Here is a 23,872-nt window from a genome sequence, read left to right as displayed (position 1 = left end):
GAGAGTTAAGTTAATTTTCATGGAATCTATTTTAGGAAGACAAATAAATTTTTACCAGATAAGGTTTTGTATATGGCTGGCGGTTCTCAGATCATTATTAATAAAAATGGTATTACATTAATTACTCCAGCAAAGTTTGAGGTAAAAGCTGGACAACACCTATTTAAAGGTGGGGCAGAAGTCGGAGTAAATATTCAAGGATTACCCGCTTATGAAGCATATAACGAGAAGTTCCAAATGTTATTACCTTCTGGTGAACCCATGAAAAAAGTAGATTATAAAATTTCTACCGATGGAAATGAGTACATCTCTCAAGCAGATGACAAGGGGCGATCTAAACGTATTCATTCTTCTAAGGAACAAAATTTAAAGTTGGATTTAAATTGGATAAGTTTCGAGGCTGATTCTGCTGACAATGATGGTGATGCTAAATGAGTGGAAGTCTTGATTGGGACAGTAATACCAATACTTCGGAAAATAGCTGTAAAGCTGTTCAATGTGATTGTTTAACTTTCTGGGAAATTTATCAGCAAGAAGCTATAAAAAGAGTTTCTAACCTTAAAAGTGCGAATCATTACAAACTTGAACCTGGGTATGAGGCTAGAGCAAGGCGTATTGCTTCAGTCTATGCCAGAATTTATTTAGAACAAGAAATTTCAGGAACTAAACTATTTAGAGGTCGTTACTATTGGATGGGACTTGGGGCATTTGCGTCTAAAACGGTAGCTGCTATTTTTAAACATGGTTTAACTACGTGGGGATATAAGTGGGCACCTGTGATTTCTGGTGCCGTAGGCGGTGTTTTAACAGCCCCTGTTATTAGCTCTATGATTCGAGATCCCGTACATTCTTTTGCTAAGGGCAACTTATGGTTATTTATGGATATCGCACCATGGCATTATGCATGGAGTGCTTCATCAGCCTCCTTTAAAAGTTGTATGAAAGCCCGAAAAGTATCTGGTTTTAAACATATTAAAAAAGAAGTTGAGAATTTGCCGTGGTCTAACTCCTTATCAGTTATTAAACAATTAGGATGGACTGACCAGATAGAAGAGGGTTTTGGGTATTTACCTGATATTGAAAGTACTTTTAAGCGAGCAGGGAAAACTCGAAACGATAATTTTAAAACGGCCGCTAAAAATCTTTTTGACCATTTGATGGCGATTGCAGTTCAAGAACAATTTAATATTTTACAGGAGCTTGTGTGGAAGGAGTGGAAAGTCCAGAAACAGGCTTCTTTACAACGATTTACTGGTTTACCAGATAGTACTCTTGTTTTAACTAGTGATTATGGTGTCGATGCAGTTAAACCTAATAAACAAGGACAGTATAAAGGACGTCATGCAGGTGTTCTATCCCAACTACCTGAAACGGTTTATAGCGAACCATTAGAGGGTACTCAGGTTGAAGTTTATGATAGCCGTATAAAATGGATTAAAGTTGCGGCTTCTAAATATCATCGATTAATGCAAAGCGATAAAGGACGAGACTTTTTAGAAAAAGAATTAGGGGTTATTTCAGGATGGGGAGATAGCAAAGCAGAGTTTAAAGTAGGGAAAGATAGTAATGATGGCAAAATTTAGACAATATTTCCTAATTTTGATTTTTGGATTATTACTTTCCGCTTGTCAGCCAACATCAGAACATAATGAGAATTTGACTATGAATCAGCAGGCCTACACTTTGCATATGGGTGAAAAAGGTATTCAAGATTTTTCAAAGTATAGTGATGGAAATGTCGATAATCATCCAGCTGGCGTTAGCTTTAGAGAACTTCAATTTTCGCCTCCTAACTTAGGAAAATTAACCATAGAGAATGGTCCAAATAGTTTACTAATCGAGCATGTTTTTTCTGTATTAGGTACTCAATATGATAAGAATGAAGGTATTCAAGTTTTAGATATTGATGCCGGTCTCACAAAAGAAGAGTTTGCTACTCCAGAGCAGGCTTATCAAAGCTATGTGGCTTTAATGAAACGTATTAATCAGGCTGGTTGGAAAAACTATTTCTTCACAGATGCTCCGCGGATTGCTAAAGAAGATAATATTAAACATCTATCTAAAAGTCGTGATGTCATTGACCCAAGCTATATTTTTAGTTTTGAAGAATGGAAAAATATAATAAATAATATTCCTACAAAGTCATTGGGTTATCGTCTATATGCTAATGGAGTTATTTTAGATATCAGTTTAAAAAGAACAGCTAAGAATGAGCGTAATGAAGAGCAATATATGCTTAGATTTAGCTTTCAGAGTGTTCGTTACAATGAAAGAGACTCAATTTCTGACTCTGATAAAATGACACCTAGTGAGTTGGAGCAAGCGTTTAAAAAGAGATTAGTTGAAAATAAAAAATATCGGGAAAAGGAAGAGAGAAAAGCTAAGGCTGAAGGCTATCATATCGATGAAGAATATACAGATCCTGATGTTTGGCCATATATTAAATAATTAATTTCTAAGTTTAAAATAATGAAAAGGCTTAAATTTAAGCCTTTTCGAATAACTCTAATTACTGCTCACTCAAAACCAATTGCTTAATCTTAACCGCTTTCTCAAAGTGATCTAGCTTATGCAACATAATCCACCAATGGGCTGCTTCCATCAGTAACTCAGGGTTATCATTCTTATTTTTAAAAAAAGCATAAAAAGATAGACCAACATTGTCTCCCTTCTTTTCAATTTTATCGTCGCATCCCTTAACAAAAATTTCTCTTAATTCATTTCTCATATTTAGTATCACTTCAAGTCTATAAAACTAAGACGACTTATTACGTTCGCCCCAATCGCACATCATATCTAATAAAGGAATCAAAGACTGTCCTCTTTCTGAAAGACGGTACTCAACTTTAGGTGGAATTTGAGGGTATTCCTTGCGAATAATAAGCTCGTCTCTTTCTAATTCTTTAAGTGTATTGCTGAGTGTTCTAAATGAAATATTGCCAATGCAGCGTTGCATCTCATTAAAACGCATGACATTTTTTTCATACAGCCAATACATAATAATCATTTTATATTTGCCATTAATCAAAGAAAGGGTGTAGCCGAAACCTGTCTCTTCTAATGGCGTATGTGATGGAACGCATTCAGTCATTTTTAAAATCTACACTATCTTTTAGTATAGTATATAACACAAATTACCGTACTTATATTTAGGAAAGCACACTTCTATAATCGATTTATCAACTTTTCGATAAGAGTGTTTTCATAATGAAAAAGACATTAGTCATCGTTACGCATCCTCACATAGACCAATCTGTTGTAAATAAAAGATGGGTAGAGGAACTAGAAAAACATCCAGATCAATTTACAGTTCATCAAATTTATCAAGCCTACCCCGATGGGGTGATTGATGTTGCTAAAGAGCAAGCACTGGTCGAAGAACACGAAAATTTAGTATTTCAATTTCCAGTGTATTGGTTTAACTGTCCACCGCTTTTGAAACAATGGATTGATGAAGTTGTGACTTATGGTTGGGCGTATGGTTCAACAGGTGACAAGCTTAAAAATAAAAAGTTTATGCTGGCTGTATCTGCTGGTGTTAAAGAAAACGTTTATTCAGAGCAGGGTGAATATAAGCTTTCTTTAGAGCAGATATTTACTCCATTTAAGCTAACGGCTTTATATGTGGGGGCGGATTATCAACCACTTCATGCATTTTATGGTTTAGACACAAACCCTTCGGAAGATGACGATGTTCCGACTCACCAAGACATAGAGAATAATGCGATCGAGTACGTTCAGAAGTTATTAGCGTTGTCTAAGTAAGTTTTAAGGTAGGAAGGCCTGAATGTGAGGTTTGGGCCTTTCAAAGTGAAAAATAGTTTTGATATATTTATGATTTATGAATAAATAGTTTGCAAAAATTGAATTTGTCTATAAGTTGAAAAATACAATAATACGTCTTTGGAAAAAATTATGAATATCGCGCCTTTTCCATTTCAAATTACAAACTGGGAAGAAATTGAAGTCACTGAATATAGCGGTGAAACAGGAAAAGCTTATTGGAAAACTCAATTTTTTGGTGAAGAAACAAATAAAATTAGAGTGAGACTTGTTGAGTACTCAGCAAATTACTTAGCAGACCATTGGTGTGAAAAAGGGCACATATTATTTTGCCTAGAAGGCGAGCTAGAAAGTAGATTGAAAGACGGAAGAACATTTACTTTAACTTCAGGGATGAGTTATCAAGTCGGAGACAATTCAGAGCCACACCAGTCTTTTAGCCTTCATGGTGCGAAGTTACTTATCGTTGATTAGATTTATACAAAGAACGCAATCAAATAAAGGGATAAAGGCTTAAATATATTGTGATAGGGGCTCAATTATCTAGTAAAACCCGGTGAGACTAATGTCACCGGGTCGTATTAAGTGTATTAGCTCAGACTTGATCTGACGGTTTTCACTGGCAGCACACAATCGAATCTAATAGTCTGCTTTGAGCAAAATATAGTCATTCTCCCCCTGCTAACTACACTTTGAATTGATTCATGGTATGCGCTTCTGAGGGCAAAAAACAGTTTATGTTTCTGGTAAGTCGATGATTACCAGTGTGCCAAAGCTGCCAATTTCCACGGTATGAGGAACTCCGGCTTTGGCTACATAAAGCTGACCAGAGGTTACAGAAATTTTTTTACCTCCAACACGCAGTTCCAGACATCCGTCAATGACCAGTAACCCCTCGTCATACTCATGTACCTCTTCAATTATTGAGCGTTCATCCATTCGCAGAACTTTGAGATTTGTGTCCCCTATGTGGCCTAATACTTGAGAGTGCCAAGCCTGCGGTAACGCCTGCGCTTCGATCCTAAGGTCATAAAGTGACATAAGATCATTTCCTTTAATATTCCTGTAGTGCATTTATGACATATAAATTCCCTTTCGCCATATAACAAATATGGAAAAACATTTCGAAAAAAAGCTATCTATTTTATCAATACGCGATTAATTCTGACGTGGCAGAGGATGCATTCTGTTCTTCCAGAATCATAATTACCGCAGAGCCGATGAGGGTAATTGCGTCCGCTTATGGCACGGAGCTGCCTGTCAGATTAGGTTTAGATCTGTGCCATAGCTGTGTCCGGTCAAATCTGAGCTAATACATATTAAGAGTGTGAGTTGTATCAGATGTTCAGATTACATTAGTCCCAAGTTCCATCCTGGATATTCCACTTCGCAGGCGTGGCTCCAGATACGAATCGTAAGATATCGCCTTCTACTGTTAGTGGGCGCCCCGAATTACGATCTTTCTGCCAGATCTCGTAGTAGTTACCCATATCGTAAAATGTAACCTTATCATCCTTAACATTAATAAAACAAAGACCAATAGTCTTTAGAATTGAAGGGGGGAAAGTGTTCAGTTAGTTTTCTCTGTCACTGTAAAGGCCCATCACTAGTAGGTATTGCCTAGGATCTATTAAAGAACGCAACCAAATAAAGGGATAGCAATTTCTATCCCTAATCAAATATCTTAATTTGTCAAAGTTGTCATGGCAGTAACTAAACTTGTAATTCCTAAAAAGACATCCTTTAAGCCAGCTTGGTCATCCATATAGGCTGGGGTGGTAACAAATAAATTTTGTTTATCAACCACGCAGCTTGAGGTTTGACAAACATGGTGAATTGAACCCGTTTTTTCAATTTCCTTAGCAGTTTTAACGTCAGACCCCAAAGTGATATTTGGGTGTAAATCTCCAAACGTAAGCGCTAAGAGCGCAGGGGATATGCATATTGCTCCGATCGGTTTCTTACTTTGATGAAACGCTTTTAAAATTGAGGCAACTGTAGAATGTACTCTTGCTTCTGCTCCTTTAAAGGCAAAAGTTGATAAATTTTTTGCGACTCCGAATCCACCCGGAAGAAGAAGACCATCAAATTCATTTTCATCAAGTTGATCGATTGAGGAAATTTCACCTCGGGCAATTCGTCCTGCTTCTTGTAAAATATTTCTCCGCTCAGTCATGTTTATTTCGCCACTTACATGGTCGATGACATGAAACAAAGGCTCGTCGGGCGCAAACATTTGATATTCAATATTGGCTGTATCTAAAGCTAATAGGGTTAAAACAGATTCTCTAATTTCAGAACCATCCAAATAACCACAACCCGATAAAATGACTGCTACTTTTTTCATCTGCTTTCTTAAGTACCTTTTTGATGTACAAAAGATATTAAGTTTTCTTCTGAAAATTTTTTATACGCAGATTTGCCATAGTTTCGCCTTAAGTAAGCATTTTGGTTTTGCGTAGCTCGCGTGGAGTAATACCAAATAAATTTTTAAACTGCTCTGTAAATCTTGATTGTGATTGGTAGCCACATTCAAAAGCAATATTGCCAATACTAGTGTTGGTGGTTTGAATTAAGTGTAAGCCATGCTCCAGCCTTACTCTATTACGAATATCTTGAATGCTATTTCCCTCACTTTTTAGTTTTCTTCTTAGTGTCGATGAGCTCATAAAAAGTTGGGATGCGATAAATTCAGCTGTGAGTTCTGTAGATAAGTGATCAGAAATTAATACCTGAACTTTTTCACTCAAACTTGTAGTCATATTCAAGCTAGAGATGTCGGTGTAACCAGAATGATAAATAAGTTCTAAAAGTTCTTTTCTTCTAAATTTAAAAACAGAAGGCGGCGCAATGAGAGAAAAATCTATAAATTGAGAAAGTGCATTTTCCAGTAAGGCGTTGAGTTGGCCTTGTACAAATTTTTTAGAAGTTCCTGACGGATTTGGGAGGTCTTTAAAGTCATCAAAATCGAATTCGATGAGGAGCGCAAAATATTCTTCTTGATTTGGAATGTTGCGCATATCAATGCTGGCGCTATTTGATAGAAATATAAAAGAACCGGCTTCACATACAATATTTTCAGTTCTCCCTAACTCTTTAACACCACTTAAAATAGCGATGAGTAATGGTTTCGTAATTGGAACATTTCTAATTTTTTGTTCTTTATAGGCTGAATAAATTGAAAAAGGTAAATTTAAATTGTTATCTAAGTTAATTGCTTTTTTAGATAAAGAAGTGAGATTTTTCATTGAGTTGAAATGTTTAATTTAATTTATGGCTTAAATAAGATCAGAAAATTATCGGTCTTTTCGAGGCGGTTTTTTAATATTTGGCTAATAAAAAAGCTTAAACCCATTAGGTTTAAGCCTCTTTAAATTTCAATTCTGGCGGTGAGAGAGGGATTCGAACCCTCGATACGCGCAAACGTATACACACTTTCCAGGCGTGCTCCTTAAGCCACTCGGACACCTCACCAAGGCGTGCGATAGTAACTAAAAAAACGAGTCCTGCCAAGATTTAAGATGAGCATTACAGAAAAAAAATAATAGAGGTGATAAGATTGCGATAAAAATCATATTGGTTTAATTACACAATGCAAAATACGGCCAAAAAAGCAACCTTGCCTGCCACGGCTTTGGCAGCTCTTGGGGTGGTCTTTGGAGATATTGGAACAAGTCCACTCTACGCCTTAAAAGAGTCCTTCCATGCAGCGCATGGGTTGGGAATTCAGCCTGAAAACGTATTAGGAATTTTATCCATTATTTTTTGGTGCTTAATGCTGATCATCAGCATCAAGTATGTCGCTATTGTCATGCGTGCAGATAACAATGGCGAAGGCGGAATCATGGCCTTACTCGCATTGAACTTGCGTAAAGCCAAAATTGCCGACAACAAAAAAATCTACATGATTGCGATTGGCTTTATTGGTGCATCGCTATTTTTTGGTGACGGCATTATTACCCCTGCGATTTCGGTACTTTCGGCAGTCGAAGGCTTGTCTATTGCAACCGATGTGTTTGACCCGTTCATCATGCCAATTGCGATCACCATTATCATCTCGTTATTTTTGGTACAGAAACACGGTACGGCCTTTGTCGGTAAGTTTTTTGGCCCGATCACAATGGTGTGGTTCTTATCGTTAGGATTATTAGGTCTTCACAGCGTCATTCAGACTCCTGTGGTGTTGGGCATGTTTAGTCCGCATTGGGCGATTCAGTTTATCTATCACCACCCCGTAATGACCTTTTTTGTTATGGGTGCTGTCGTTTTAACAGTCACTGGTGGTGAAGCACTGTATGCCGATATGGGACATTTTGGACCAGTTCCAATTCGTCTAGCATGGTTCTTTGTGGTGTTGCCGTGCTTGGTTTTAAACTACGCAGGACAGGGTGCATTACTATTAAGAGATCCAGCGGCGATTCAAAACCCATTCTATTTATTGGTTCCACAGTGGGCACTTTACCCAATGATTATTATGGCGACCATGGCAACCGTGATTGCTTCTCAAGCCGTAATTTCTGGAGTATTTTCACTTGCTCGCCAAGCGATTCAATTGGGTTATTTACCACGTTTAAGCATTAAACATACCTCTGAGTCTGAAGAGGGTCAGATCTATGTTCCTTTCTTAAACTGGTTACTTTTAATCGCAATTATTATCTTAATTTTGATTTTCAAAACCAGCTCAAACTTGGCAAGTGCGTATGGTCTGGCTGTAACTTTGACTATGCTGTGTGACACGATTCTGGTTGCTGTATTCATCTATTCGGCTTGGAAATGGAGCATGCCAAAAGTGCTACTCCTGATTATTCCATTCTTTATTTTAGAGTCGGTTTTAGTCGCAGCAACTTCACTTAAAATCTTGTCGGGCGGTTGGGTACCATTATTAATTGGTGCGATTGCAGTGACGATCTTAATGACATGGAAACGTGGTCGTGAGCTTACTTTTGCCAAGCTTGAACACGATACTTTATCGCTAGATTTGTTTGTGAAAAGTATTGGTAATAGCGTGCACTGGGTACCAGGTGATGCTGTCTTTATGACGGGTACGCCAAACGTTGTGCCGCATGCCATGCTGCATAACATCAAGCATAATAAAGTGCTGCATCAGCGCAATATCTTGGTAACGGTAGTCATTGAAGACGTACCATTTGTTGCACCAGAAGAACGTATTTCAACAGAAACCCTAGCTGAGCATTTCTTCCGTATTAAAATCTTCTACGGCTTTAAAGATGAAATGAATGTACCAAAAGCACTTATGCAAGCTTATGAGCAGTTAGGTCTTGAATATGACTTGATGCACATCAGCTTCTTTATTTCGCGCGATCGTATTGTTCATTCGGTGGGCGATGGCATGTCTCCATGGAGAGAGAAACTGTTTATCTCTATGCAGCGTAATACCAGTCCGGTGAGTGACTTCTACCAAATTCCAACTAACCGTGTAGTTGAGTTAGGTAGTCAAATCGAAATCTAAAAAATTGATGTAATAAAAAAACCAAGACAGATGTCTTGGTTTTTTTATGGCTCTGATTACTGAGCTTGCATAGGTGCATCTGCTGGTAAACCACCATCTTTTGCCATCGGGTCTGCCGACTGAGTTGGATCTGCCAGAGGCGGTGGAGTGTTCGGATCTTGTGGCGCTGGAGGCGCTTGGTTTGGTGCAGGTGGTACTGCATCAGTTGGTGCAGCTGGAGGAGCTAATTCACCGCCTGCTGGAGGTGCAGGTGGAACATCTGCCGGAATAGGAGCACCTGTAGGCGCTGCATTTGTCGGTGCAGCAGAAACTTGCTGTACTTGTCCGCTATTGACTAAATCGCTAATAGAACCAGGTTGGCCATTTACCGTTGTCGTAACTTTCACTTTAGACAAACTTTCTAAAGTATCTCCTGGCTGGACTGCTGGCTCAGCCAAAGCGGCCATACTACATAATCCCGTGATTACGCCAATACCAATAATCTTTGAATGGATCATTAAGTGGACTCCGATTATATTTTTATCCAAATTTGTGGAGCTAACCATGTCATAAGCAATCAGTGTTTTTCAACGAAAGATACGCAATTGGCGTAATTCAATAGCCAAAGCATCTCATAATTCCAACAGATTGTTACGTAAGGGGAATTGGAGTTACAAAAAAGATGACCATGTTTTAACCATTTGAAAGATAAGAGATATACTTAAAAAAGCAGGATTGTTAAGCTGCGTGTGGACAGTGGTATTGATAGAAACATGGCAAGTAAAAAACGTAGTAAAGGTACAAACTCATTCTCTCTAAGTGAGCATTTTGGCAAGATTATTCTTGCTTGTATTGCTGCGGGAAGTTTTGCGATTGCATTTGGTAGTGAAAAGATTTCGCAGTGGTTTTCACCTTTAAGTACTAACTCGACTTGCCTTAATCAGTTCTATCGAGAAGTTCCCCCTGCTTTAAATAAAGATAGCTTAAAAAAAGACAGTTATCCGCTGTGTTTTAATGGCTTTAATGTCTTGTATTCAGGTATTTCTAAAACGCCGTTATGGTCGGCTGAGCATTTAAATGCAGAACGTTTGAGTGTCAAAATTAAGCGTGAAGACAACTTCCATGAAGAAACCCGTATTGATCAAAAGCATCGAGCATTATTAAGTGATTATCGTGGTTCAGGCTATGACCGTGGTCATATGGCACCGAATGGTGATATGCCAAATAAAAGCTCACAGTCTGATAGCTTCTCGTTAAGTAATATGGTGCCGCAAGCACCTAAAAATAATCAGGAGGTTTGGCGTAAACTTGAAGAAGCTACGCGTGCTATCGCGACTAAGCAAAAACAAGATGTTTATGTGGTTACAGGCCCTGTTTTTGAGGGTAAACGTCTTAAAACGATTGGGAAGGGTGTGATTGTTCCTACCGCAGTTTATAAAGCGGTCTATATGCCAAAAACTGGCGCTATTGGGGCCTACTACGCACCAAACAATAACTCTCTACAAGTGAAAGTGGTAAGTGTTTGCTACCTTGAAGAACGCTTAGGCGTTAACCTGTTCCCTCAGTTAACTGAGCAACAAAAGCGTAATGTTTATCGTCTACCTTTAACAGCGAGTCAAGTTAAGCCAAATCAGAAGTTGGACTATTTACATTGGGATGGCGAGAGCCAATGTGAGCAGGACTTAAACGCCGATCAAATTAAAGCGCTACAAGACCAGTTTAAAAAGCAAAAAAGTGGTTCATCAGAAGCAATGGAAGCAAAAGTTCCAACAATTGACGAAGAAACACGCCAAGCGATTGTGAAGCAACTAGTTGAAGCATTGGTGAACTATTTCTTGCAAATAATGAAATAAGTAGCTTTTTTGATTGTTATTGCAAAACCGTAAATGTTTAAAATAGAATCCATAGACAGATCTGTCTATGGATTCTATTTTAATAAGGACAATAACAATGTTTGCCTCGATGTTTCTTTTTTCATTTGCAATGTCTATTACCCCCGGTCCAGTGAACACTGTCATTTTATCGACCAGTTTAAATCATGGTTTAAAACGGTCGCTTCCTTACATTTCAGGCGCAACCATTGGTTTTACCTTGCTTTTAATTTTTATGGCATTTGGTCTTCAGAGTTTATTAACTCAGTTTCCTGTTGTATTAAAGATTCTTGCGATTTGTGGAACGCTATTTGTCTGTTATATCGGCATAAAAATTATTTTTTCTGCTGCCAATATTTCTATTTCAAATGCTCTCCTAGAACAGATGATCATTCCTAATTTTAAAGATGGTTTTTTGCTACAGTGGCTCAACCCCAAAGCATGGTTGGCTTGTGTGTCGGGCATTACCATGTTTACAAGCATTGAAAATCCGCAGTCGTTGCCGATCTTTATCGTTATTTATTTCTTTACTTGCTATGTGTGTTTGTTCTTTTGGGGGTTCTGTGGTGATAAATTTTCAATGGTTCTCAATCAGGGCAACCGTTTGAAATATTTTAATATCCTAATGGGAGCATTCTTAATTTTATCGGCTCTTTTAATTTTGATCGATTTTTTTTAAATTGGTCGTATTACACTGTGAAGATATAACAACGAGACAAGACCTATGTTTAAGCCATTTGAAAAGGGTACAGAGTCTTCATCAATTGAAGATTTAACATTAGAAAATGATGTCGATTGCGTCAGCATTTATGGCAACTTGCAAATTACCAAAGACAAAGTCGGATTAGAACAAGCCAAGGTTTTACAGAGCTTTTTAAATGATGTTGTTGCGGCTTTGGAAAAAGAAGAATTGCCTGAGAAAATTGAACGACCAGCTGAACAAGAAATTAATAATCCGTTTTTATAATTTATGCATTCTATCTGTGATGCTTAATATAGTCGTACTGCCATACAGTCTTTAGTACCACGTTAGGTCTTATTGAGTTTGTATAGACATTTCTTACTTTTGAAAGACCAAAAGTAAGCAAAAGTCTTTTGTTGATCAGAGGGTACTTCCGTGTACCCCTGCTCAACAGGTGACATCCATGTCACCCACCGCGATAGCAGATTAAGGCTATATATAAAGAATTAATCCTTCTCCCCAGCAACTACCTTATAAATAATCGCCCCAATCACAGCCCCTAAAATCGGCGCTACCCAGAACAACCACAACTGACTTAAAGCAGCAGTTTCAGCAAAGAATGCAACACCTGTACTACGTGCAGGGTTCACCGAAGTGTTGGTTACTGGAATACTGATTAAGTGAATAAGCGTTAAGCCTAAACCAATCGCAATAGGAGCGAAGCCAGCAGGTGCGCGGCGGTCAGTTGCACCTAAAATAATGATTAAGAAGAAAGCTGTAAGAACGACTTCAATAATGAAAGCTGAACCTAAGCCAAACTTGTTTGGTGATAAATCACCGAAACCATTTGAAGCAAAACCACCAACACCGCTAAAGCCCGCTTGGCCTTGAACAATAATGTAGAGAACAAATGCAGCAGCAGTCGCACCGACCACTTGAGCAACAATATAGGGAATTAAATCTTTAACATCGAAGCGGCCGCCGACCCAAAGGCCAACACTTACCGCGGGATTAAAATGTCCACCTGAGATATGCCCTAGAGCATAGGCGCCTGTCAGTACGGTTAAGCCAAAGGCAAGGGCTACACCTGCAAAGCCAATACCAAGTTCAGGGAAAGCTGCGGCTAATACTGCGCTACCACAACCACCAAAGACTAGCCAAAACGTACCTAGAAATTCAGCAAAATATTTATTCATTCTGATTACTCATTTATTTAATCTATTTTAATTAATGTGAATTACGTCACATAAATTTGAAGCATGTGACTATATGAAATTTTTGTTTTCAGTGTTGTTTTAATCAAGAAAAGATTTGTAAGTTTTGGTTGGTTATTCTTTGTCTAAAAAATGATCCCTCCATTGCTGTGGTGTTTGCTTGGTCCAATGCTTAAAAGCTCTTTGAAAAGCACTTTGTTCTGAATAACAAAGCAAAAGAGCAATCTCTTGTAAGCTTAAATGTGGATCTTTTAAATACTCGGTTGCGAGCATAAACCGTACTTGCTGAACGCGTTCCTGAAAGGTGGTGTTTTGTTGCTGTAAATGTCTTTGGAGTTGCCGTACAGACAGGCCTAATTGAGCAGCAATATATTCAATTTGATATTGATTTTTTTGTAGTCCAGTCAAAATTGAATGCTGTAAACGCTGATCAAGTTGGGTCGAATTTGGTAATTGTTCTAACAGCGCTTGTGCTTGCTGAACCAATAGCTGCTGTAGGGTGTGGTCGGCGCTGCTAAGCGGCTTATGAATTTCCGTAATTGGAATGAGCAACTCTGTACGCGGCTGGCTAAAACGAACGGGACATTGGAAGTATTGTTCATAAACCCTGATATTTTTAGGGGCAGCATTTAAGAAATGTACTTCATGTAAATGCACATCTTCATGAGACATAAAAAGACGTAAGAACTGAATCACCAGTGCAATCGCGATTTCATCGGTCAGCTGGGTAGGGTGTAGCTCAGTCGCTTCCCAGCGAATAGAACCATATCTCCCTTGTAGCTCAACCACTAATGGGCTCCCGTCATAAATCAGACGGTGAAAGTCATGGTAACGAATTAAGGCTTCACCTAAGTTATCGCAAGAAAGAGCAAGGTAGGCAATAATGCCTAAATGTTTGGGTTGTACATATTTGGCAATTTCTAGCCCTAAACCCGGCTTAGGATCCAGTTTATAAATCACTTCTAATAGGTCACGCCAAACGACGTAGTCAAAGCGTTCCAGATTTTGAATTTGTTCTAATTGTTCTGGAATAGCTAACTGATTGGCCTCGCAATAAGCTTTTAATAGATGTCCCAGTCCTCCATATACTGAGCCTGTATAATTTTTTAGTTGTGGCATCCTTAACCACCTCTTTCTTGTCGTGATTTGTCAATGAAACCATAAATTCTGGTCAATACCTAGCATAACGAATTTTATATGCTGAATAAAAAGAAAAAGGAGTTAGGTGATGTTAAAAGGGTTTATTGCCGGAATTGCGGTTGCAAATGCGTTTGAATGGGTGGCACACAAATATATTTTGCATGGTGTACACCGTGCTGGAAAACCGCGCTATAGCCCAGTACCAAAGAGTATGGAATCACATTGGGCACACCATCGTGAAGTTCGTAAACAGCAATTTCATGATGATTGCTATGTTGAGGGGATTGGCAACTGGCGCACTAAAAATGAGTTAATTTCACTTGCTGTGGTGGCAACTGTTTCAAGCGCAATTTTCTATCCATTTTCAAAAGGCATGGCTCTCGCAGCTTGGTACAGTGCTGGTAATTATTATTATATTCATCGCCGTGCGCATTTAGAGCCTGACTGGGCAAAGCGTAAAATTCCGTGGCATTACGACCATCATATGAACTCTAATCAAGACGCCAATTGGTGTGTGACTAAACCTTGGTTTGATTATGTGATGGGAACACGTGTAGTGTCTTCGGCAGATTTAAAAGAACAAAATCCTTTGGGTATACGGTTACCTACTACGCTTGCTAGACCGCTGTCTCAAGCAGTAGAGAAAATCTTTCCTGCAAAATGGGTCGAGAAAAAAGAAAAACCTCAACTCGTTAGCGACATAAATTCGGTCGATGGTGCTGCATAAAAAAATAAAGGGGCATATCGCCCCTTTAAATATTAATAAGCTTACAAGCGCATTTCGATACCTTGTTCAGCTAAATATTGTTTAGCTTCTGGAATCGTATATTGGCCAAAGTGGAAAATACTTGCTGCCAATACTGCATCAGCACCACCTTGTAAAATACCGTCTGCAAGATGTTGTAAGTTGCCCACACCACCCGAAGCAATGGTTGGAATGGTAACGCGATCATTAATGGCACGCATTAAAGCAATGTCGTAGCCTGCTTTCGTACCATCGGCGTCCATACTGGTAATGAGTAACTCACCCGCACCGTAGTCAGCCATTTGTACAGCCCACTCAATCGCATCAATGCCCGTTGGTTTACGACCACCGTGAGTAAAGATTTCCCATTTGTTGTCGCCAGTTTTTTTGGCATCAATTGCAACGACAATACATTGTGCGCCAAAGTGCTGTGAAGCCTCTTGAACAAATTCTGGGTTAAACACGGCAGCTGAGTTAATACTCACTTTGTCTGCACCTGCATTTAATAACGCACGAATATCTTCAACCTTACGTACACCACCACCGACAGTTAATGGCACAAATACAGTCTCGGCCATACGTTCAACAGTACGGTAAGTGGTATCGCGTCCATGATGTGTAGCGGTAATGTCTAAGAAAGTAATTTCGTCTGCACCTTGTTCGTTATAGCGACGTGCCACTTCAACAGGGTCGCCAGCATCACGAATATCGAGGAATTGAACGCCTTTAACTACGCGTCCGTTATCAACGTCTAGGCAAGGAATAATACGTTTAGCAAGCATAGCTTTTTCCAAAAATAATCGCCGTTGGTGAAAGTTCCTACACAGGCGCTACACCTTCATGGAGGGAAGAGGTATTCTATCAAACTTCACAGATGTTTTTTGCAGGTTTTCCATGTCGGTTTATACCCCGTTGAGTTTAGATGAAGTTCGCACCTTTGCTGCACCTTATGGATTAGAGGTGTTGGAGCTGAACCCAATTCAGGGAGGTATTCAAAACACCAATTATTTTCTGGTGGATGTAAACCGCAAACAATATGTACTTACCGTGTTTGAAGAGTTAGATGCACAAGGGGCAGGTGAACTCATTCCTGTTCTTGAACAATTGGGGACTCATGATGTACCCGTTGCAGTGCCGTTAAAACATAGCGGACAAGCGGTTCATGTGATTGCAGACAAGCCTGCACAGATTGCTCCACGTCTCATGGGTGACCATCCCATGCAAACGACAGTAGCGCAAGTTGCCGCAATTGCAGACGCTCAGGCGAAGTTACATGTGGCTTTACAAGATTTTCCACTTGAACGTGAATATCGACGTGATCATCAATACTGGACAGGTGTTGCAGAACAGCTTAAACCAAATATGACTCAAGAAGACCAAACGTTACTTGAGCAGGTCTATCAAGCTTTTAATACTAAAACAGCGCAGTATTCAAACCGACCAACAGGTTTTATTCACTCAGATTTGTTCCGTGACAATACTTTGTTTGAAGGTGAGCAATTACAAGGTATTTTAGATTTTTACGAATTAAATCAAGATGAATTGCTATTTGATATTGCGATTACCATCAATGATTTTTGTACCGAATATCCAGCAGCACATTTAAACTCAGACAAAGTGGCGGCTTACTTAGCGGCATACCAAAAAGTTCGTGTACTTACTTCAGATGAACTTGAGTGTTTAGATGTATTCTTGGCAATGGCAGCATGCCGTTTTTGGTCAATGCGCTTGCAAGTTGCTCAAAAAAATAAAGAAGAAGGACGTACCGGCGATGACATTTTGCAAAAAGACCCGCAGGAAATGCGAGCAATGATGCAAGACCGTTTAAGTCATGTAAAAGCATAAAAGGGAATAAAGATGCGAGATCAGGGGCGATTAGTCGAATGGTTCGACGAAAAAGGTTACGGCTTTATTCAGCCAGATGATGCTGAAAAAGAGCGAGTCTTTTTGCATATTAAAGATTTTGCACGCCCCGGTCCTCGGCCAATTATTGGCTGTGCACTGGAATATCTGATTATTCTCGATGAGCAGGGGCGCTTTCGTGCCCAGCAGGTCACTTATTTAAAAGCATCTCAAACTCGTAAAACACCAAAACCAGTAAAAACACAATCTTCTTTTCAAGCCAGTCCATGGTCTGCAATGCAAATGGGGATCGTGTTTTATTTCGTTTTAATGGGAATTATGAGTTTTATTCATATTTTACCAGCCTATACCTTATTGTTTGTCTTAATGATGAATGTGCTGAGTTACTGGCTTTATTCACAAGATAAAGAAGCTGCACAATTGGGTAATCGCCGTGTGCCTGAGCAAACATTGCACATTGTCAGCTTTTTAGGAGGCTGGCCTGCTGCATGGTGGGCACAACAAAAACTGAGACATAAAACACAAAAACAACCATTCCGTAAGATTTATTTTTGTACCATATTCCTTCATTTACTTTTGATTTTGTGGCTAATTTCTCCCTTAAATGTGTTGCGGGGCGCATAAAAGTAAATCGTTTTATTAAACTTGAGAGGTATAAAAATGAATAGTTCTATCGACCAAGATCCAAATCGTACTTTAACACTTATTTTATATGTACTTTATATTGTTGCCATTTTTACAGGCGGCTTACTTGCGGTTATTGCTTTAATTATTAACTATGTAAAACGTTCTGATGTGCAAGGGTCAATTTTTGCGAGCCACTTTACTTGGCAAATCCGAACATTCTGGTGGTATCTGGCTTGGAATATTATTGCTTTTCTGCCGTTTATTTTCTTGTTCTTTACAGGTGAAAATACTGACCTGTTTGCAGGAGTTGCAATCTCATCGACCGTATTCTGTGTGGGTGTAATTGGTGCTGCATGGATCTGGATTGTATATCGTGCAATTCGCGGCTTGATTGCTTTAAATGATAACCGTCCGATGTATCAATAAATCATGATTATTGAACATGTGCATTTGAGTATAAAGTCTGGGCAAAGTGAAGCATTTCTTGAAACTTTCGAGCAAGCTAAACATATTGTTTATCCAATGGAAGGCTTTAATGCTGTCCAGCTCATTAGGCATGCAACTGACCCACATCATTATATTTTAATGATTTCCTGGGATGAGATTGAAAATCATACAGAAGGGTTTAGAAAGTCTGATGCTTATCAGGAATGGAAGGCATTGCTCCATCCCTTTTATGATCCAATGCCTACGGTTGAGTACTACCAGCCTTGTATTTCATTGAAGAAAAAATAATAGATAAAAAAGAGAGCATTAAGCTCTCTTTTTTATTCTCGAATTCTTTTAGTTTTTTTAATGGGCAACTTAAGTTTTAACTCACTCACTAAAACACCTAATACCACTAAAGCACCACCCAAAAGAGCAATAACTGGTAAACGCTCACCCGCAATTCGACCAATAATTCCTGCCCAAACAGGTTCTCCTGCATAGATAATTGCAGCACGGGAAGGATCAACCATACGTTGAGCCCAGTTCATCACAAATTGAATAAGTGCACTGGCTAAACCTAATGCAACAGCAAGGAGTACAAGTGGCCATGAAAATGCAGGAATTGTATGTTCACCCACCGCAGGCATAATGGCAAAAGAAACCAGAGAGGCTACACCGAGTTGAATGACGGTGACACGACGTAAATTTACCTTTCCAGCAAAGTAACTGATAAAAATAATCTCTAAAGCAATCGCAAGTGATCCGAGTACTGTGACAAGCTGTCCAAAATTTAAAGAGATTTGTTCAAAACCATTACCTGTCAATAAAATAAGGCCAGCAAAAGCAAGGACTGCTCCCACCCAAGTCATGATGTGTGGAACTTTTCTAAAGATGAGCCACATTAAAATAGGTACAAGCGGAACATAAAGCGCTGTTAAAAAAGCCGACTCACTACTTGGAATGGTTTGAAGACCTATCGTCTGTGTACCATAACCTGCTGCAATTACAAGACCAATCGTGCTGCCAGCACCTAGATCTTTTAAAGTAACGCCTTTCATACTCTTGAAAGAAATAAGCAGCAAGGTAAACGCCGCGACAGCAAAGCGGCAGCCCACAAAAAACATAGGCGATGAAAAATTCAGTGCATATTGCACAGTCAGGAATGTTCCACCCCAAATGATCGTAATCAAAACGAGTGCTAATTGTGGGGCTTTGCTTGAACTCAAAGAAATTGGTGACATATTCAAAATAGAAAGAATTGTGCAATATACTGCACATATTGCGCTATTCTTCTATTTTGTGCAATATATTGCTCATATTTTATTTGCTGCATTAATTTATGAGCCAGTCCAGTACCGTTTTACAGCATGTCGGCACAAATATCCGTTCCTTAAGAGATGAACGAGATTTAAGCCAACAGGATTTGGCCGATCAGGCAGGGGTCAGCAGACGGACAATCGCAGCTTTGGAAACAGGGCAGGTCAACATTAGCTTAGCTAAACTCGATGCAATTGCGGCAGTGTTGGGCGTCGATTTTAGAACGATTGTGAGTGCACCTGAGCACAAAGAACAAGCTTTGGTCAATGCACTGGCTTGGCAAGGTGAAAAAGAAGAAAGCAGAGCGACTTTTTTGGCTTCAGTTCCATCGCGTTCGCAAGTTGAGCTTTGGACATGGTCGTTAGCAGTAGGGGAGTCTTATGTTGCCGAAGCAGACCCGGAAGGATGGCAAGAGCTTATTTATGTATTAGAAGGTGAGTTGACCATACAATTTGCGGATAGCTCAAAAACCATCGTTGCTGGTTCTTCATTTATATATGCCAGTTCAGTGACTTATACCTATATCAATAGTGGCAACCAAGTGCTTAAATTTATTCGTAATGTGGTGTATTGATTAGGAATGTATTTGTCATATCAGTAAAAAAAAAGAGCCTAAACAGGCTCTTTTTTTTACATCTTAAAAATTAAAGACGGTTTTCATCTAACAAAAGCTGAGCTTCACGAAGGTTTAAAGTACCTTCATAAATTGCACGACCTGTGATTGCACCTAAAATGCCCGGTTTGCCTTTTAAGTTGCGAACGTCATCAAGGTTAGTTACGCCACCTGAAGCAATCACTGGTAAGCCTGAGTATTCAGCCAAGTTTACAGTCTGCTCAACGTTTACACCTTGCATCATGCCGTCACGCGCAATGTCTGTATAAACAATGCTAGACACGCCTGCATCTGCAAAACGTTTTGCTAAATCAGTTGCTTTAACGTCAGTAACGTTTGCCCAGCCGTCAGTTGCAACCATACCATTCATGGCATCAATACCAACAATGATGTGGCCAGCAAAGCGTTTACAAGCTTCTTCTACAAATTCAGGTTCTTGAACTGCTTTAGTACCAATAATGACAAAAGTCACGCCAGCTTCTAAGTAGTGTTCGATAGTCTCTAGTGAGCGAATACCACCACCAATTTGAATTGGTAATTCTGGCTGAGCTTTAGCAATTGCTTCAACAACAGGCTTATGAATTGGGGTACCTGCGAAAGCGCCATTCAAATCAACCAAATGCAAACGACGTGCGCCTTCATTTACCCAATGCTGGGCAGTTGCAACTGGATCGTCAGAGAAAACGGTATCGTCTTCCATACGCCCTTGTTTTAAACGCACACATTTACCATCTTTCAGGTCAATTGCTGGAATGATTAGCATGCTTCCGCTCCTTGCTTCATCATGATTATGAAATTGTGCACATCTTAGCAAAGTATTGATCAATCGCTAAGCCTTAGAAAAGACTTTTATAACTTTACGCTTGAAGTGCCGTTTGAATCGTTTGTGAAATGTGAGCTGGTAATAGTTCTTGCTTTCTGAGCTCTTCAAATACCAATAATGCAGCATACGCATCGGCGGCAGCGTAGCTTATTTGTTGTGATGTAAGTGGCTTCCGTGCCCAATTTGAAGTTCCAACTTTTTTCGACTTTGCAAGATATTGCCCAAATAGCAGAGCAATTGCTTTTTGTACCCCCATTTGCTGGGTAAAACCAAAGTGACTAAAACCTTTGGCTAGATCGACACAACTTTCCAGCTCAATGCCTTTTTTATGAAAAATGTGTTTATCATTTTTAAGACCAAAGCCGACTTTAATTTGCTTTTGGTTAGATAAAATGGGCTGTAAAAATTTTAAAGTTGATGAATTTACATGAAATAAATAGGCTTTTTTTGCTGTGGCAAGCTGAATCAAATGTGGACCTGTCGAGACTTCACCTACCCGAAAAGTCGGTTTAGATTCAGAATCAAATCCCAAAATGACAGCGTTTTTTAATTCTTCTTTAATAGTTTTGCATTGCTCAATATTTTCAATCACGACAATATTTTGATAGTTAAGATTTTCAAAAGGAGGGAGCTGCTGAATAGAGGCTTTATCAGGGAGGGGAGAGGCTTCGGACATATTTAACAGCGTACAAAAGAATTGAGCTATTAGCTTTATATATGAATAAAGCCTAGAGAACTAGGCTTTATGAATGTCTTTAAAAATTATTGAGACTGAGAAGGGGTACCAATGACAACGCTTTCGCTTTTTTCAACATAACCTTCATAGGTCGGAGCCATGATTGTGGCAACAATAGCAAAAACAAAAGCAAGCGGAATCAGAATAATATAAATCCAGCCTAAAACGCGTTCCCAACCAGGGGTAGGGCGTTGTGGACCGTAATCATTATTGCCTTCTGTACCTTTTGCCGCAAAGAGATAAATCATGAAAATGAGGTTTACGACAGGAATAAGCATTAGCAATGATAGCCATCCTGTATTATTGCGGTCATGTAAGCGACGAATTGTAAATACAAAGCTTACATAGAGGCAGACAATATAAAGTATGGCGATAACAATCATGCCTGCTGTAGAAAGGCCTGTTAGTTCCTGACTAGATGTAAATCCAAAAGTGAATGCGATGGCAACAACAACGATGCCGATGACGAGTGAAAATAAGAATGTCCAAGCAGCATAAGAGAGTCGTCCAAAACGACCACTAGCTTTAAAGGGTGAATCTTGTTGAAGTGGCTGATTTTCGAAAGGTGAATTCATTTTGTTTTCCTGATCATTTGGTTTTATTTAAAAGTATAAATATTCAATATTTTGTTGAATAAAACATCATTCTATAAATGATTAGTTATTATTGTAAATAAAAAAAAGATCAGGCCATCTAAACCTGATCTTTCTCAGTTTAAATCAGATTAAATATTCCATTCCACAAAGTTTTTAAGTAACTGCAAACCAGCAGTATGACTTTTCTCTGGGTGGAATTGAGTCGCGAATAAATTATCTTTGTGAATGGCTGTGCAGAAGTTCACACCATACTCACAAGTCGCAGCCACAACACTTTCATCTTTTGGTTCGACATAGTAACTATGTACAAAGTAGAAGCGGGCATCTTGTTCGATGTTGTTCCACATTGGATGGCTTGGGTCTAGTTGGTGAACTTGGTTCCAGCCCATGTGTGGTACTTTTAAACCTTCCATTTGAGGGAAGTGCTTTACTACACCATCAAAAATACCGAGTGCGTCTACACCGCCATTTTCTTCAGAGCTTTGTAGTAATGCTTGCATGCCTACACAAATCGCAAGGACTGGCTTATTAAAAGCAGCTTTACGTACGACTTCATCAATACCTGCTTCACGCATGCCTTGCATACAGTCACGCATTGCACCAACGCCCGGAAAAACAATTTTATCAGCTTGTGCAATTAATTTTGGATCATTGGTCACATCGACTGTAGCACCCACATGCTCAAGTGCTTTAGCTGCTGAGTGTAGATTGCCCATGCCATAATCAAGTAACGCGATACGTGTCATTAGAGGCTACCTTTTGTCGATGCAATCGTGTTTTCTGCACGTGGATCAACTTCACATGCCATACGTAAAGCACGAGCTAGCGCTTTGAACACACTTTCAATTTGATGGTGGCTATTTTTACCTTTCAAATTATCAATGTGTAAGGTCATAAGCGCATGGTTTACAAAACCTTGGAAAAACTCAGAAAATAAATCGACATCAAAGGTACCGATGCGTGCACGGGTAAATGGAATATCCATGAATAAGCCCGGGCGACCAGATAAATCTACAACAACGCGAGATAAAGCTTCGTCTAATGGTGCATAAAAATGACCGTAGCGTTTTAAACCTTTTTTATCGCCTAAAGCTTGTGCAAAAGCTTGTCCAAGCGTGATTCCACAGTCTTCTACGGTGTGGTGATCATCAATCTCGAGGTCTCCGTCACAATGAATATCGATATCAAATAAGCCATGTCGCTTGATTTGATCAATCATATGGTCTAAAAATGGAACTCCAGTGTTTAGTGTGCCTTGACCAGTACCGTCGAGATTTAATCGAACTCGAATTTTGGTTTCATTGGTATTTCTAACCACTTCACTGATACGTTGCGTCATGGACACGTTCCTCAAAAAACGTCAAAAATGATTGGATGTTAACGACAATTTCGCTGTGACGAATTCGTGACAGCATCATAGTTTGCTCAGGAGGGTTAATCAATGCCTATTACCGTACATGCTTATAGTTCTCTAGATAATTCAGAGATTCGCGATCAGCTTGAGCGTTTGTATGATACAAGTCCGGAGTTTGGTGACGGGCACGATGCGATTGAACAACTTGAACAAGATTTACAACAGTATACCACGCTATACACTGCTGAATTTAACACCAAAATTATAGGTGCAATCTGGTCTTCAGGACAAGGTGAAAGCAAGGTCCTTGAATATATTGTTGTTCACCCTGCTAACCGTGGTCGTGGGGTAGCTGAGCGCTTGGTTGAAGAAGCTTGTCGTATAGAAGAGTCAAAAGGCGTTAAAATTTTTGAGCCGGGCTGCGGCGCAATTCATCGTTGTTTGGCTCATATTGGTAAATTACATCATTAACAGCCTAGTCCGTATGTGTTGGTGATTTAAAAATAATCACTTGTTACAAAAAATACGGAAGTTGCTTGACGTGGTCATATAAACATTGTTTAATACGCCCACTTCGGCGTGATAGCTCAGTAGGTAGAGCAACGGATTGAAAATCCGTGTGTCCCCAGT

General features: G+C 39.3%; 31 protein-coding genes and 1 tRNA gene. 16 read left to right on the top strand and 16 right to left on the bottom strand.

Going from position 1 to position 23,872, the window contains the following annotated elements; translation table 11 throughout:
• Positions 1-72 precede the first annotated feature (72 nt).
• Genes ODQ17_RS15855 through ODQ17_RS15845 form a run of 3 tightly spaced genes read left to right on the top strand, consistent with a single transcriptional unit; the run spans position 73 to position 2,448 of the window.
• A complete protein-coding gene (locus ODQ17_RS15855) occupies positions 73-435 on the top strand; it encodes a hypothetical protein (RefSeq protein WP_322904941.1) in 363 nt (120 codons plus the stop codon).
• Positions 432-1,583, top strand: a complete 1,152-nt coding sequence (locus tag ODQ17_RS15850; RefSeq protein WP_322904940.1) for a DUF2515 family protein — start codon at positions 432-434, stop codon at positions 1,581-1,583. Before ODQ17_RS15855 ends, ODQ17_RS15850 begins: the two co-directional genes overlap by 4 nt.
• The gene (locus ODQ17_RS15845) at positions 1,567-2,448 is read left to right on the top strand and encodes a hypothetical protein (protein WP_322904939.1); all 882 of its coding nucleotides are present in this window, start codon (positions 1,567-1,569) and stop codon (positions 2,446-2,448) included. Before ODQ17_RS15850 ends, ODQ17_RS15845 begins: the two co-directional genes overlap by 17 nt.
• 61 nt (positions 2,449-2,509) lie before the next feature.
• Here ODQ17_RS15845 and ODQ17_RS15840 read toward each other — a convergent pair whose 3' ends face one another.
• Together ODQ17_RS15840 and ODQ17_RS15835 are read right to left on the bottom strand one after the other, a co-directional pair.
• Entirely contained in the window at positions 2,510-2,728 is a 219-nt protein-coding gene (locus ODQ17_RS15840; protein WP_322904938.1) for a DUF6500 family protein, read from the bottom strand.
• 27 nt (positions 2,729-2,755) lie between these two features.
• Positions 2,756-3,091 (bottom strand): winged helix-turn-helix transcriptional regulator, encoded by a 336-nt coding sequence (locus tag ODQ17_RS15835; protein WP_005066976.1) that lies wholly within the window; start codon positions 3,089-3,091, stop codon positions 2,756-2,758.
• A 116-nt stretch (positions 3,092-3,207) separates the two neighbouring features.
• On the opposite strand from ODQ17_RS15835, the gene ODQ17_RS15830 reads away from it, so the two are divergent.
• Both ODQ17_RS15830 and ODQ17_RS15825 read left to right on the top strand, forming a co-directional pair.
• The gene (locus tag ODQ17_RS15830) at positions 3,208-3,765 is read left to right on the top strand and encodes an NAD(P)H-dependent oxidoreductase (RefSeq protein ID WP_322904937.1); all 558 of its coding nucleotides are present in this window, start codon (positions 3,208-3,210) and stop codon (positions 3,763-3,765) included.
• Positions 3,766-3,915: 150 nt separating this feature from the next.
• Positions 3,916-4,257 carry a DHCW motif cupin fold protein gene (locus ODQ17_RS15825; protein WP_262445784.1) on the top strand — a complete coding sequence of 114 codons (342 nt, stop codon included), beginning with the start codon at positions 3,916-3,918 and terminating at the stop codon, positions 4,255-4,257.
• A gap of 261 nt (positions 4,258-4,518) precedes the next feature.
• Here the strand turns inward: ODQ17_RS15825 and ODQ17_RS15820 are convergent, their stop codons facing one another.
• From ODQ17_RS15820 to ODQ17_RS15805, 4 genes are all read right to left on the bottom strand, one after another.
• Positions 4,519-4,824 (bottom strand): cupin domain-containing protein, encoded by a 306-nt coding sequence (locus ODQ17_RS15820; protein WP_322904936.1) that lies wholly within the window; start codon positions 4,822-4,824, stop codon positions 4,519-4,521.
• Positions 4,825-5,467: 643 nt separating this feature from the next.
• Positions 5,468-6,130: an isoprenoid biosynthesis glyoxalase ElbB gene (gene elbB, locus ODQ17_RS15815; protein ID WP_322904935.1), complete on the bottom strand. Its 663-nt coding sequence runs from the start codon at positions 6,128-6,130 to the stop codon at positions 5,468-5,470.
• Between the two features lie 88 nt (positions 6,131-6,218).
• The gene (locus ODQ17_RS15810; RefSeq protein ID WP_322904934.1) at positions 6,219-7,031 is read right to left on the bottom strand and encodes a helix-turn-helix transcriptional regulator; all 813 of its coding nucleotides are present in this window, start codon (positions 7,029-7,031) and stop codon (positions 6,219-6,221) included.
• A gap of 136 nt (positions 7,032-7,167) precedes the next feature.
• Positions 7,168-7,257, bottom strand: a tRNA-Ser gene (locus tag ODQ17_RS15805).
• A 118-nt stretch (positions 7,258-7,375) separates the two neighbouring features.
• Here ODQ17_RS15805 and ODQ17_RS15800 point away from each other — a divergent pair.
• On the top strand, positions 7,376-9,253 hold the full coding sequence (locus tag ODQ17_RS15800; RefSeq protein WP_322904933.1) for a potassium transporter Kup: 1,878 nt from the start codon (positions 7,376-7,378) through the stop codon (positions 9,251-9,253).
• Between the two features lie 56 nt (positions 9,254-9,309).
• Here the strand turns inward: ODQ17_RS15800 and ODQ17_RS15795 are convergent, their stop codons facing one another.
• Positions 9,310-9,750, bottom strand: a complete 441-nt coding sequence (locus tag ODQ17_RS15795) for a hypothetical protein (protein WP_322904932.1) — start codon at positions 9,748-9,750, stop codon at positions 9,310-9,312.
• 255 nt (positions 9,751-10,005) lie between these two features.
• On the opposite strand from ODQ17_RS15795, the gene ODQ17_RS15790 reads away from it, so the two are divergent.
• The 3 genes from ODQ17_RS15790 (at position 10,006) to ODQ17_RS15780 (ending at position 12,070) form a co-directional block, all read left to right on the top strand.
• Positions 10,006-11,085 carry a DNA/RNA non-specific endonuclease gene (locus ODQ17_RS15790; protein ID WP_267531284.1) on the top strand — a complete coding sequence of 360 codons (1,080 nt, stop codon included), beginning with the start codon at positions 10,006-10,008 and terminating at the stop codon, positions 11,083-11,085.
• A gap of 97 nt (positions 11,086-11,182) precedes the next feature.
• Complete coding sequence (locus ODQ17_RS15785; protein WP_322904931.1) at positions 11,183-11,782, top strand: LysE family translocator; 600 nt, start codon at positions 11,183-11,185, stop codon at positions 11,780-11,782.
• A gap of 45 nt (positions 11,783-11,827) precedes the next feature.
• Positions 11,828-12,070, top strand: coding sequence for a hypothetical protein (locus ODQ17_RS15780; RefSeq protein ID WP_262448420.1), 243 nt, complete (start codon positions 11,828-11,830; stop codon positions 12,068-12,070).
• Positions 12,071-12,291: 221 nt separating this feature from the next.
• Here the strand turns inward: ODQ17_RS15780 and aqpZ are convergent, their stop codons facing one another.
• Complete coding sequence (gene aqpZ / locus ODQ17_RS15775; protein ID WP_322904930.1) at positions 12,292-12,981, bottom strand: aquaporin Z; 690 nt, start codon at positions 12,979-12,981, stop codon at positions 12,292-12,294.
• Between the two features lie 132 nt (positions 12,982-13,113).
• Complete coding sequence (locus ODQ17_RS15770; protein WP_322904929.1) at positions 13,114-14,118, bottom strand: AraC family transcriptional regulator; 1,005 nt, start codon at positions 14,116-14,118, stop codon at positions 13,114-13,116.
• Positions 14,119-14,227: 109 nt separating this feature from the next.
• On the opposite strand from ODQ17_RS15770, the gene ODQ17_RS15765 reads away from it, so the two are divergent.
• Positions 14,228-14,866: a hypothetical protein gene (locus ODQ17_RS15765; protein ID WP_322904927.1), complete on the top strand. Its 639-nt coding sequence runs from the start codon at positions 14,228-14,230 to the stop codon at positions 14,864-14,866.
• A gap of 41 nt (positions 14,867-14,907) precedes the next feature.
• On the opposite strand, the gene hisF is transcribed toward ODQ17_RS15765, so the two are convergent.
• On the bottom strand, positions 14,908-15,666 hold the full coding sequence (hisF, locus tag ODQ17_RS15760) for an imidazole glycerol phosphate synthase subunit HisF (protein WP_004789907.1): 759 nt from the start codon (positions 15,664-15,666) through the stop codon (positions 14,908-14,910).
• Between the two features lie 112 nt (positions 15,667-15,778).
• Between hisF and ODQ17_RS15755 the strand changes: the two genes are divergently transcribed.
• Genes ODQ17_RS15755 through ODQ17_RS15740 form a run of 4 tightly spaced genes read left to right on the top strand, consistent with a single transcriptional unit; the run spans position 15,779 to position 18,109 of the window.
• Entirely contained in the window at positions 15,779-16,729 is a 951-nt protein-coding gene (locus ODQ17_RS15755) for a homoserine kinase (RefSeq protein ID WP_049837474.1), read from the top strand.
• Positions 16,730-16,741: 12 nt separating this feature from the next.
• The gene (locus ODQ17_RS15750) at positions 16,742-17,371 is read left to right on the top strand and encodes a DUF1294 domain-containing protein (RefSeq protein ID WP_322904924.1); all 630 of its coding nucleotides are present in this window, start codon (positions 16,742-16,744) and stop codon (positions 17,369-17,371) included.
• A 36-nt stretch (positions 17,372-17,407) separates the two neighbouring features.
• The gene (locus ODQ17_RS15745) at positions 17,408-17,800 is read left to right on the top strand and encodes a DUF4870 family protein (RefSeq protein ID WP_005300857.1); all 393 of its coding nucleotides are present in this window, start codon (positions 17,408-17,410) and stop codon (positions 17,798-17,800) included.
• A 3-nt stretch (positions 17,801-17,803) separates the two neighbouring features.
• On the top strand, positions 17,804-18,109 hold the full coding sequence (locus tag ODQ17_RS15740) for an antibiotic biosynthesis monooxygenase family protein (protein WP_252060987.1): 306 nt from the start codon (positions 17,804-17,806) through the stop codon (positions 18,107-18,109).
• Between the two features lie 32 nt (positions 18,110-18,141).
• Here the strand turns inward: ODQ17_RS15740 and ODQ17_RS15735 are convergent, their stop codons facing one another.
• Positions 18,142-19,044: a DMT family transporter gene (locus tag ODQ17_RS15735; RefSeq protein ID WP_322904922.1), complete on the bottom strand. Its 903-nt coding sequence runs from the start codon at positions 19,042-19,044 to the stop codon at positions 18,142-18,144.
• 98 nt (positions 19,045-19,142) lie between these two features.
• On the opposite strand from ODQ17_RS15735, the gene ODQ17_RS15730 reads away from it, so the two are divergent.
• Entirely contained in the window at positions 19,143-19,694 is a 552-nt protein-coding gene (locus ODQ17_RS15730) for a helix-turn-helix domain-containing protein (protein ID WP_005300869.1), read from the top strand.
• Between the two features lie 70 nt (positions 19,695-19,764).
• Here ODQ17_RS15730 and hisA read toward each other — a convergent pair whose 3' ends face one another.
• The 5 genes from hisA to hisB form a co-directional block, all read right to left on the bottom strand.
• A complete protein-coding gene (hisA, locus tag ODQ17_RS15725; protein WP_032049901.1) occupies positions 19,765-20,496 on the bottom strand; it encodes a 1-(5-phosphoribosyl)-5-[(5-phosphoribosylamino)methylideneamino]imidazole-4-carboxamide isomerase in 732 nt (243 codons plus the stop codon).
• 94 nt (positions 20,497-20,590) lie between these two features.
• On the bottom strand, positions 20,591-21,232 hold the full coding sequence (locus ODQ17_RS15720; protein WP_322904920.1) for a 3'-5' exonuclease: 642 nt from the start codon (positions 21,230-21,232) through the stop codon (positions 20,591-20,593).
• Between the two features lie 86 nt (positions 21,233-21,318).
• On the bottom strand, positions 21,319-21,867 hold the full coding sequence (locus ODQ17_RS15715; RefSeq protein ID WP_322904918.1) for a DUF805 domain-containing protein: 549 nt from the start codon (positions 21,865-21,867) through the stop codon (positions 21,319-21,321).
• A 149-nt stretch (positions 21,868-22,016) separates the two neighbouring features.
• Positions 22,017-22,634 (bottom strand): imidazole glycerol phosphate synthase subunit HisH, encoded by a 618-nt coding sequence (gene hisH, locus ODQ17_RS15710; RefSeq protein ID WP_322904916.1) that lies wholly within the window; start codon positions 22,632-22,634, stop codon positions 22,017-22,019.
• Positions 22,634-23,227, bottom strand: a complete 594-nt coding sequence (gene hisB / locus ODQ17_RS15705; protein ID WP_002116767.1) for an imidazoleglycerol-phosphate dehydratase HisB — start codon at positions 23,225-23,227, stop codon at positions 22,634-22,636. Before hisB ends, hisH begins: the two co-directional genes overlap by 1 nt.
• A gap of 102 nt (positions 23,228-23,329) precedes the next feature.
• Here hisB and ODQ17_RS15700 point away from each other — a divergent pair, with 102 nt between their 5' ends.
• Positions 23,330-23,713 carry a GNAT family N-acetyltransferase gene (locus ODQ17_RS15700; protein WP_004789887.1) on the top strand — a complete coding sequence of 128 codons (384 nt, stop codon included), beginning with the start codon at positions 23,330-23,332 and terminating at the stop codon, positions 23,711-23,713.
• The last annotated feature ends 159 nt before the right edge of the window (positions 23,714-23,872 follow it).

Origin of the sequence: Acinetobacter sp. IRS14 (assembly GCF_034650275.1) — a bacterium.
Classification (GTDB): domain Bacteria; phylum Pseudomonadota; class Gammaproteobacteria; order Pseudomonadales; family Moraxellaceae; genus Acinetobacter; species Acinetobacter oleivorans.
This window is presented reverse-complemented; position numbering and strand designations above follow the sequence as displayed.

Excerpts from the sequence above, each read along its gene's own strand:
- ODQ17_RS15835 (WP_005066976.1), bottom strand. The coding sequence starts at position 3,091 with ATGACTGAATGCGTTCCATCACATACGCCATTAGAAGAGACAGGTTTC.
- ODQ17_RS15745 (WP_005300857.1), top strand. The coding sequence starts at position 17,408 with ATGAATAGTTCTATCGACCAAGATCCAAATCGTACTTTAACACTTATT.
- ODQ17_RS15795 (WP_322904932.1), bottom strand. The coding sequence starts at position 9,750 with ATGATCCATTCAAAGATTATTGGTATTGGCGTAATCACGGGATTATGT.
- ODQ17_RS15755 (WP_049837474.1), top strand. The coding sequence starts at position 15,779 with ATGTCGGTTTATACCCCGTTGAGTTTAGATGAAGTTCGCACCTTTGCT.
- ODQ17_RS15720 (WP_322904920.1), bottom strand. The coding sequence starts at position 21,232 with ATGTCCGAAGCCTCTCCCCTCCCTGATAAAGCCTCTATTCAGCAGCTC.
- ODQ17_RS15825 (WP_262445784.1), top strand. The coding sequence starts at position 3,916 with ATGAATATCGCGCCTTTTCCATTTCAAATTACAAACTGGGAAGAAATT.
- ODQ17_RS15840 (WP_322904938.1), bottom strand. The coding sequence starts at position 2,728 with ATGAGAAATGAATTAAGAGAAATTTTTGTTAAGGGATGCGACGATAAA.
- hisB (WP_002116767.1), bottom strand. The coding sequence starts at position 23,227 with ATGACGCAACGTATCAGTGAAGTGGTTAGAAATACCAATGAAACCAAA.
- ODQ17_RS15810 (WP_322904934.1), bottom strand. The coding sequence starts at position 7,031 with ATGAAAAATCTCACTTCTTTATCTAAAAAAGCAATTAACTTAGATAAC.
- aqpZ (WP_322904930.1), bottom strand. The coding sequence starts at position 12,981 with ATGAATAAATATTTTGCTGAATTTCTAGGTACGTTTTGGCTAGTCTTT.
- ODQ17_RS15700 (WP_004789887.1), top strand. The coding sequence starts at position 23,330 with ATGCCTATTACCGTACATGCTTATAGTTCTCTAGATAATTCAGAGATT.
- ODQ17_RS15800 (WP_322904933.1), top strand. The coding sequence starts at position 7,376 with ATGCAAAATACGGCCAAAAAAGCAACCTTGCCTGCCACGGCTTTGGCA.
- ODQ17_RS15750 (WP_322904924.1), top strand. The coding sequence starts at position 16,742 with ATGCGAGATCAGGGGCGATTAGTCGAATGGTTCGACGAAAAAGGTTAC.
- ODQ17_RS15715 (WP_322904918.1), bottom strand. The coding sequence starts at position 21,867 with ATGAATTCACCTTTCGAAAATCAGCCACTTCAACAAGATTCACCCTTT.
- ODQ17_RS15850 (WP_322904940.1), top strand. The coding sequence starts at position 432 with ATGAGTGGAAGTCTTGATTGGGACAGTAATACCAATACTTCGGAAAAT.
- ODQ17_RS15790 (WP_267531284.1), top strand. The coding sequence starts at position 10,006 with ATGGCAAGTAAAAAACGTAGTAAAGGTACAAACTCATTCTCTCTAAGT.
- ODQ17_RS15830 (WP_322904937.1), top strand. The coding sequence starts at position 3,208 with ATGAAAAAGACATTAGTCATCGTTACGCATCCTCACATAGACCAATCT.
- hisH (WP_322904916.1), bottom strand. The coding sequence starts at position 22,634 with ATGACACGTATCGCGTTACTTGATTATGGCATGGGCAATCTACACTCA.
- ODQ17_RS15780 (WP_262448420.1), top strand. The coding sequence starts at position 11,828 with ATGTTTAAGCCATTTGAAAAGGGTACAGAGTCTTCATCAATTGAAGAT.
- ODQ17_RS15735 (WP_322904922.1), bottom strand. The coding sequence starts at position 19,044 with ATGTCACCAATTTCTTTGAGTTCAAGCAAAGCCCCACAATTAGCACTC.
- ODQ17_RS15765 (WP_322904927.1), top strand. The coding sequence starts at position 14,228 with ATGTTAAAAGGGTTTATTGCCGGAATTGCGGTTGCAAATGCGTTTGAA.
- ODQ17_RS15785 (WP_322904931.1), top strand. The coding sequence starts at position 11,183 with ATGTTTGCCTCGATGTTTCTTTTTTCATTTGCAATGTCTATTACCCCC.
- hisA (WP_032049901.1), bottom strand. The coding sequence starts at position 20,496 with ATGCTAATCATTCCAGCAATTGACCTGAAAGATGGTAAATGTGTGCGT.
- ODQ17_RS15845 (WP_322904939.1), top strand. The coding sequence starts at position 1,567 with ATGATGGCAAAATTTAGACAATATTTCCTAATTTTGATTTTTGGATTA.
- ODQ17_RS15820 (WP_322904936.1), bottom strand. The coding sequence starts at position 4,824 with ATGTCACTTTATGACCTTAGGATCGAAGCGCAGGCGTTACCGCAGGCT.
- hisF (WP_004789907.1), bottom strand. The coding sequence starts at position 15,666 with ATGCTTGCTAAACGTATTATTCCTTGCCTAGACGTTGATAACGGACGC.
- elbB (WP_322904935.1), bottom strand. The coding sequence starts at position 6,130 with ATGAAAAAAGTAGCAGTCATTTTATCGGGTTGTGGTTATTTGGATGGT.
- ODQ17_RS15770 (WP_322904929.1), bottom strand. The coding sequence starts at position 14,118 with ATGCCACAACTAAAAAATTATACAGGCTCAGTATATGGAGGACTGGGA.
- ODQ17_RS15730 (WP_005300869.1), top strand. The coding sequence starts at position 19,143 with ATGAGCCAGTCCAGTACCGTTTTACAGCATGTCGGCACAAATATCCGT.
- ODQ17_RS15855 (WP_322904941.1), top strand. The coding sequence starts at position 73 with ATGGCTGGCGGTTCTCAGATCATTATTAATAAAAATGGTATTACATTA.
- ODQ17_RS15740 (WP_252060987.1), top strand. The coding sequence starts at position 17,804 with ATGATTATTGAACATGTGCATTTGAGTATAAAGTCTGGGCAAAGTGAA.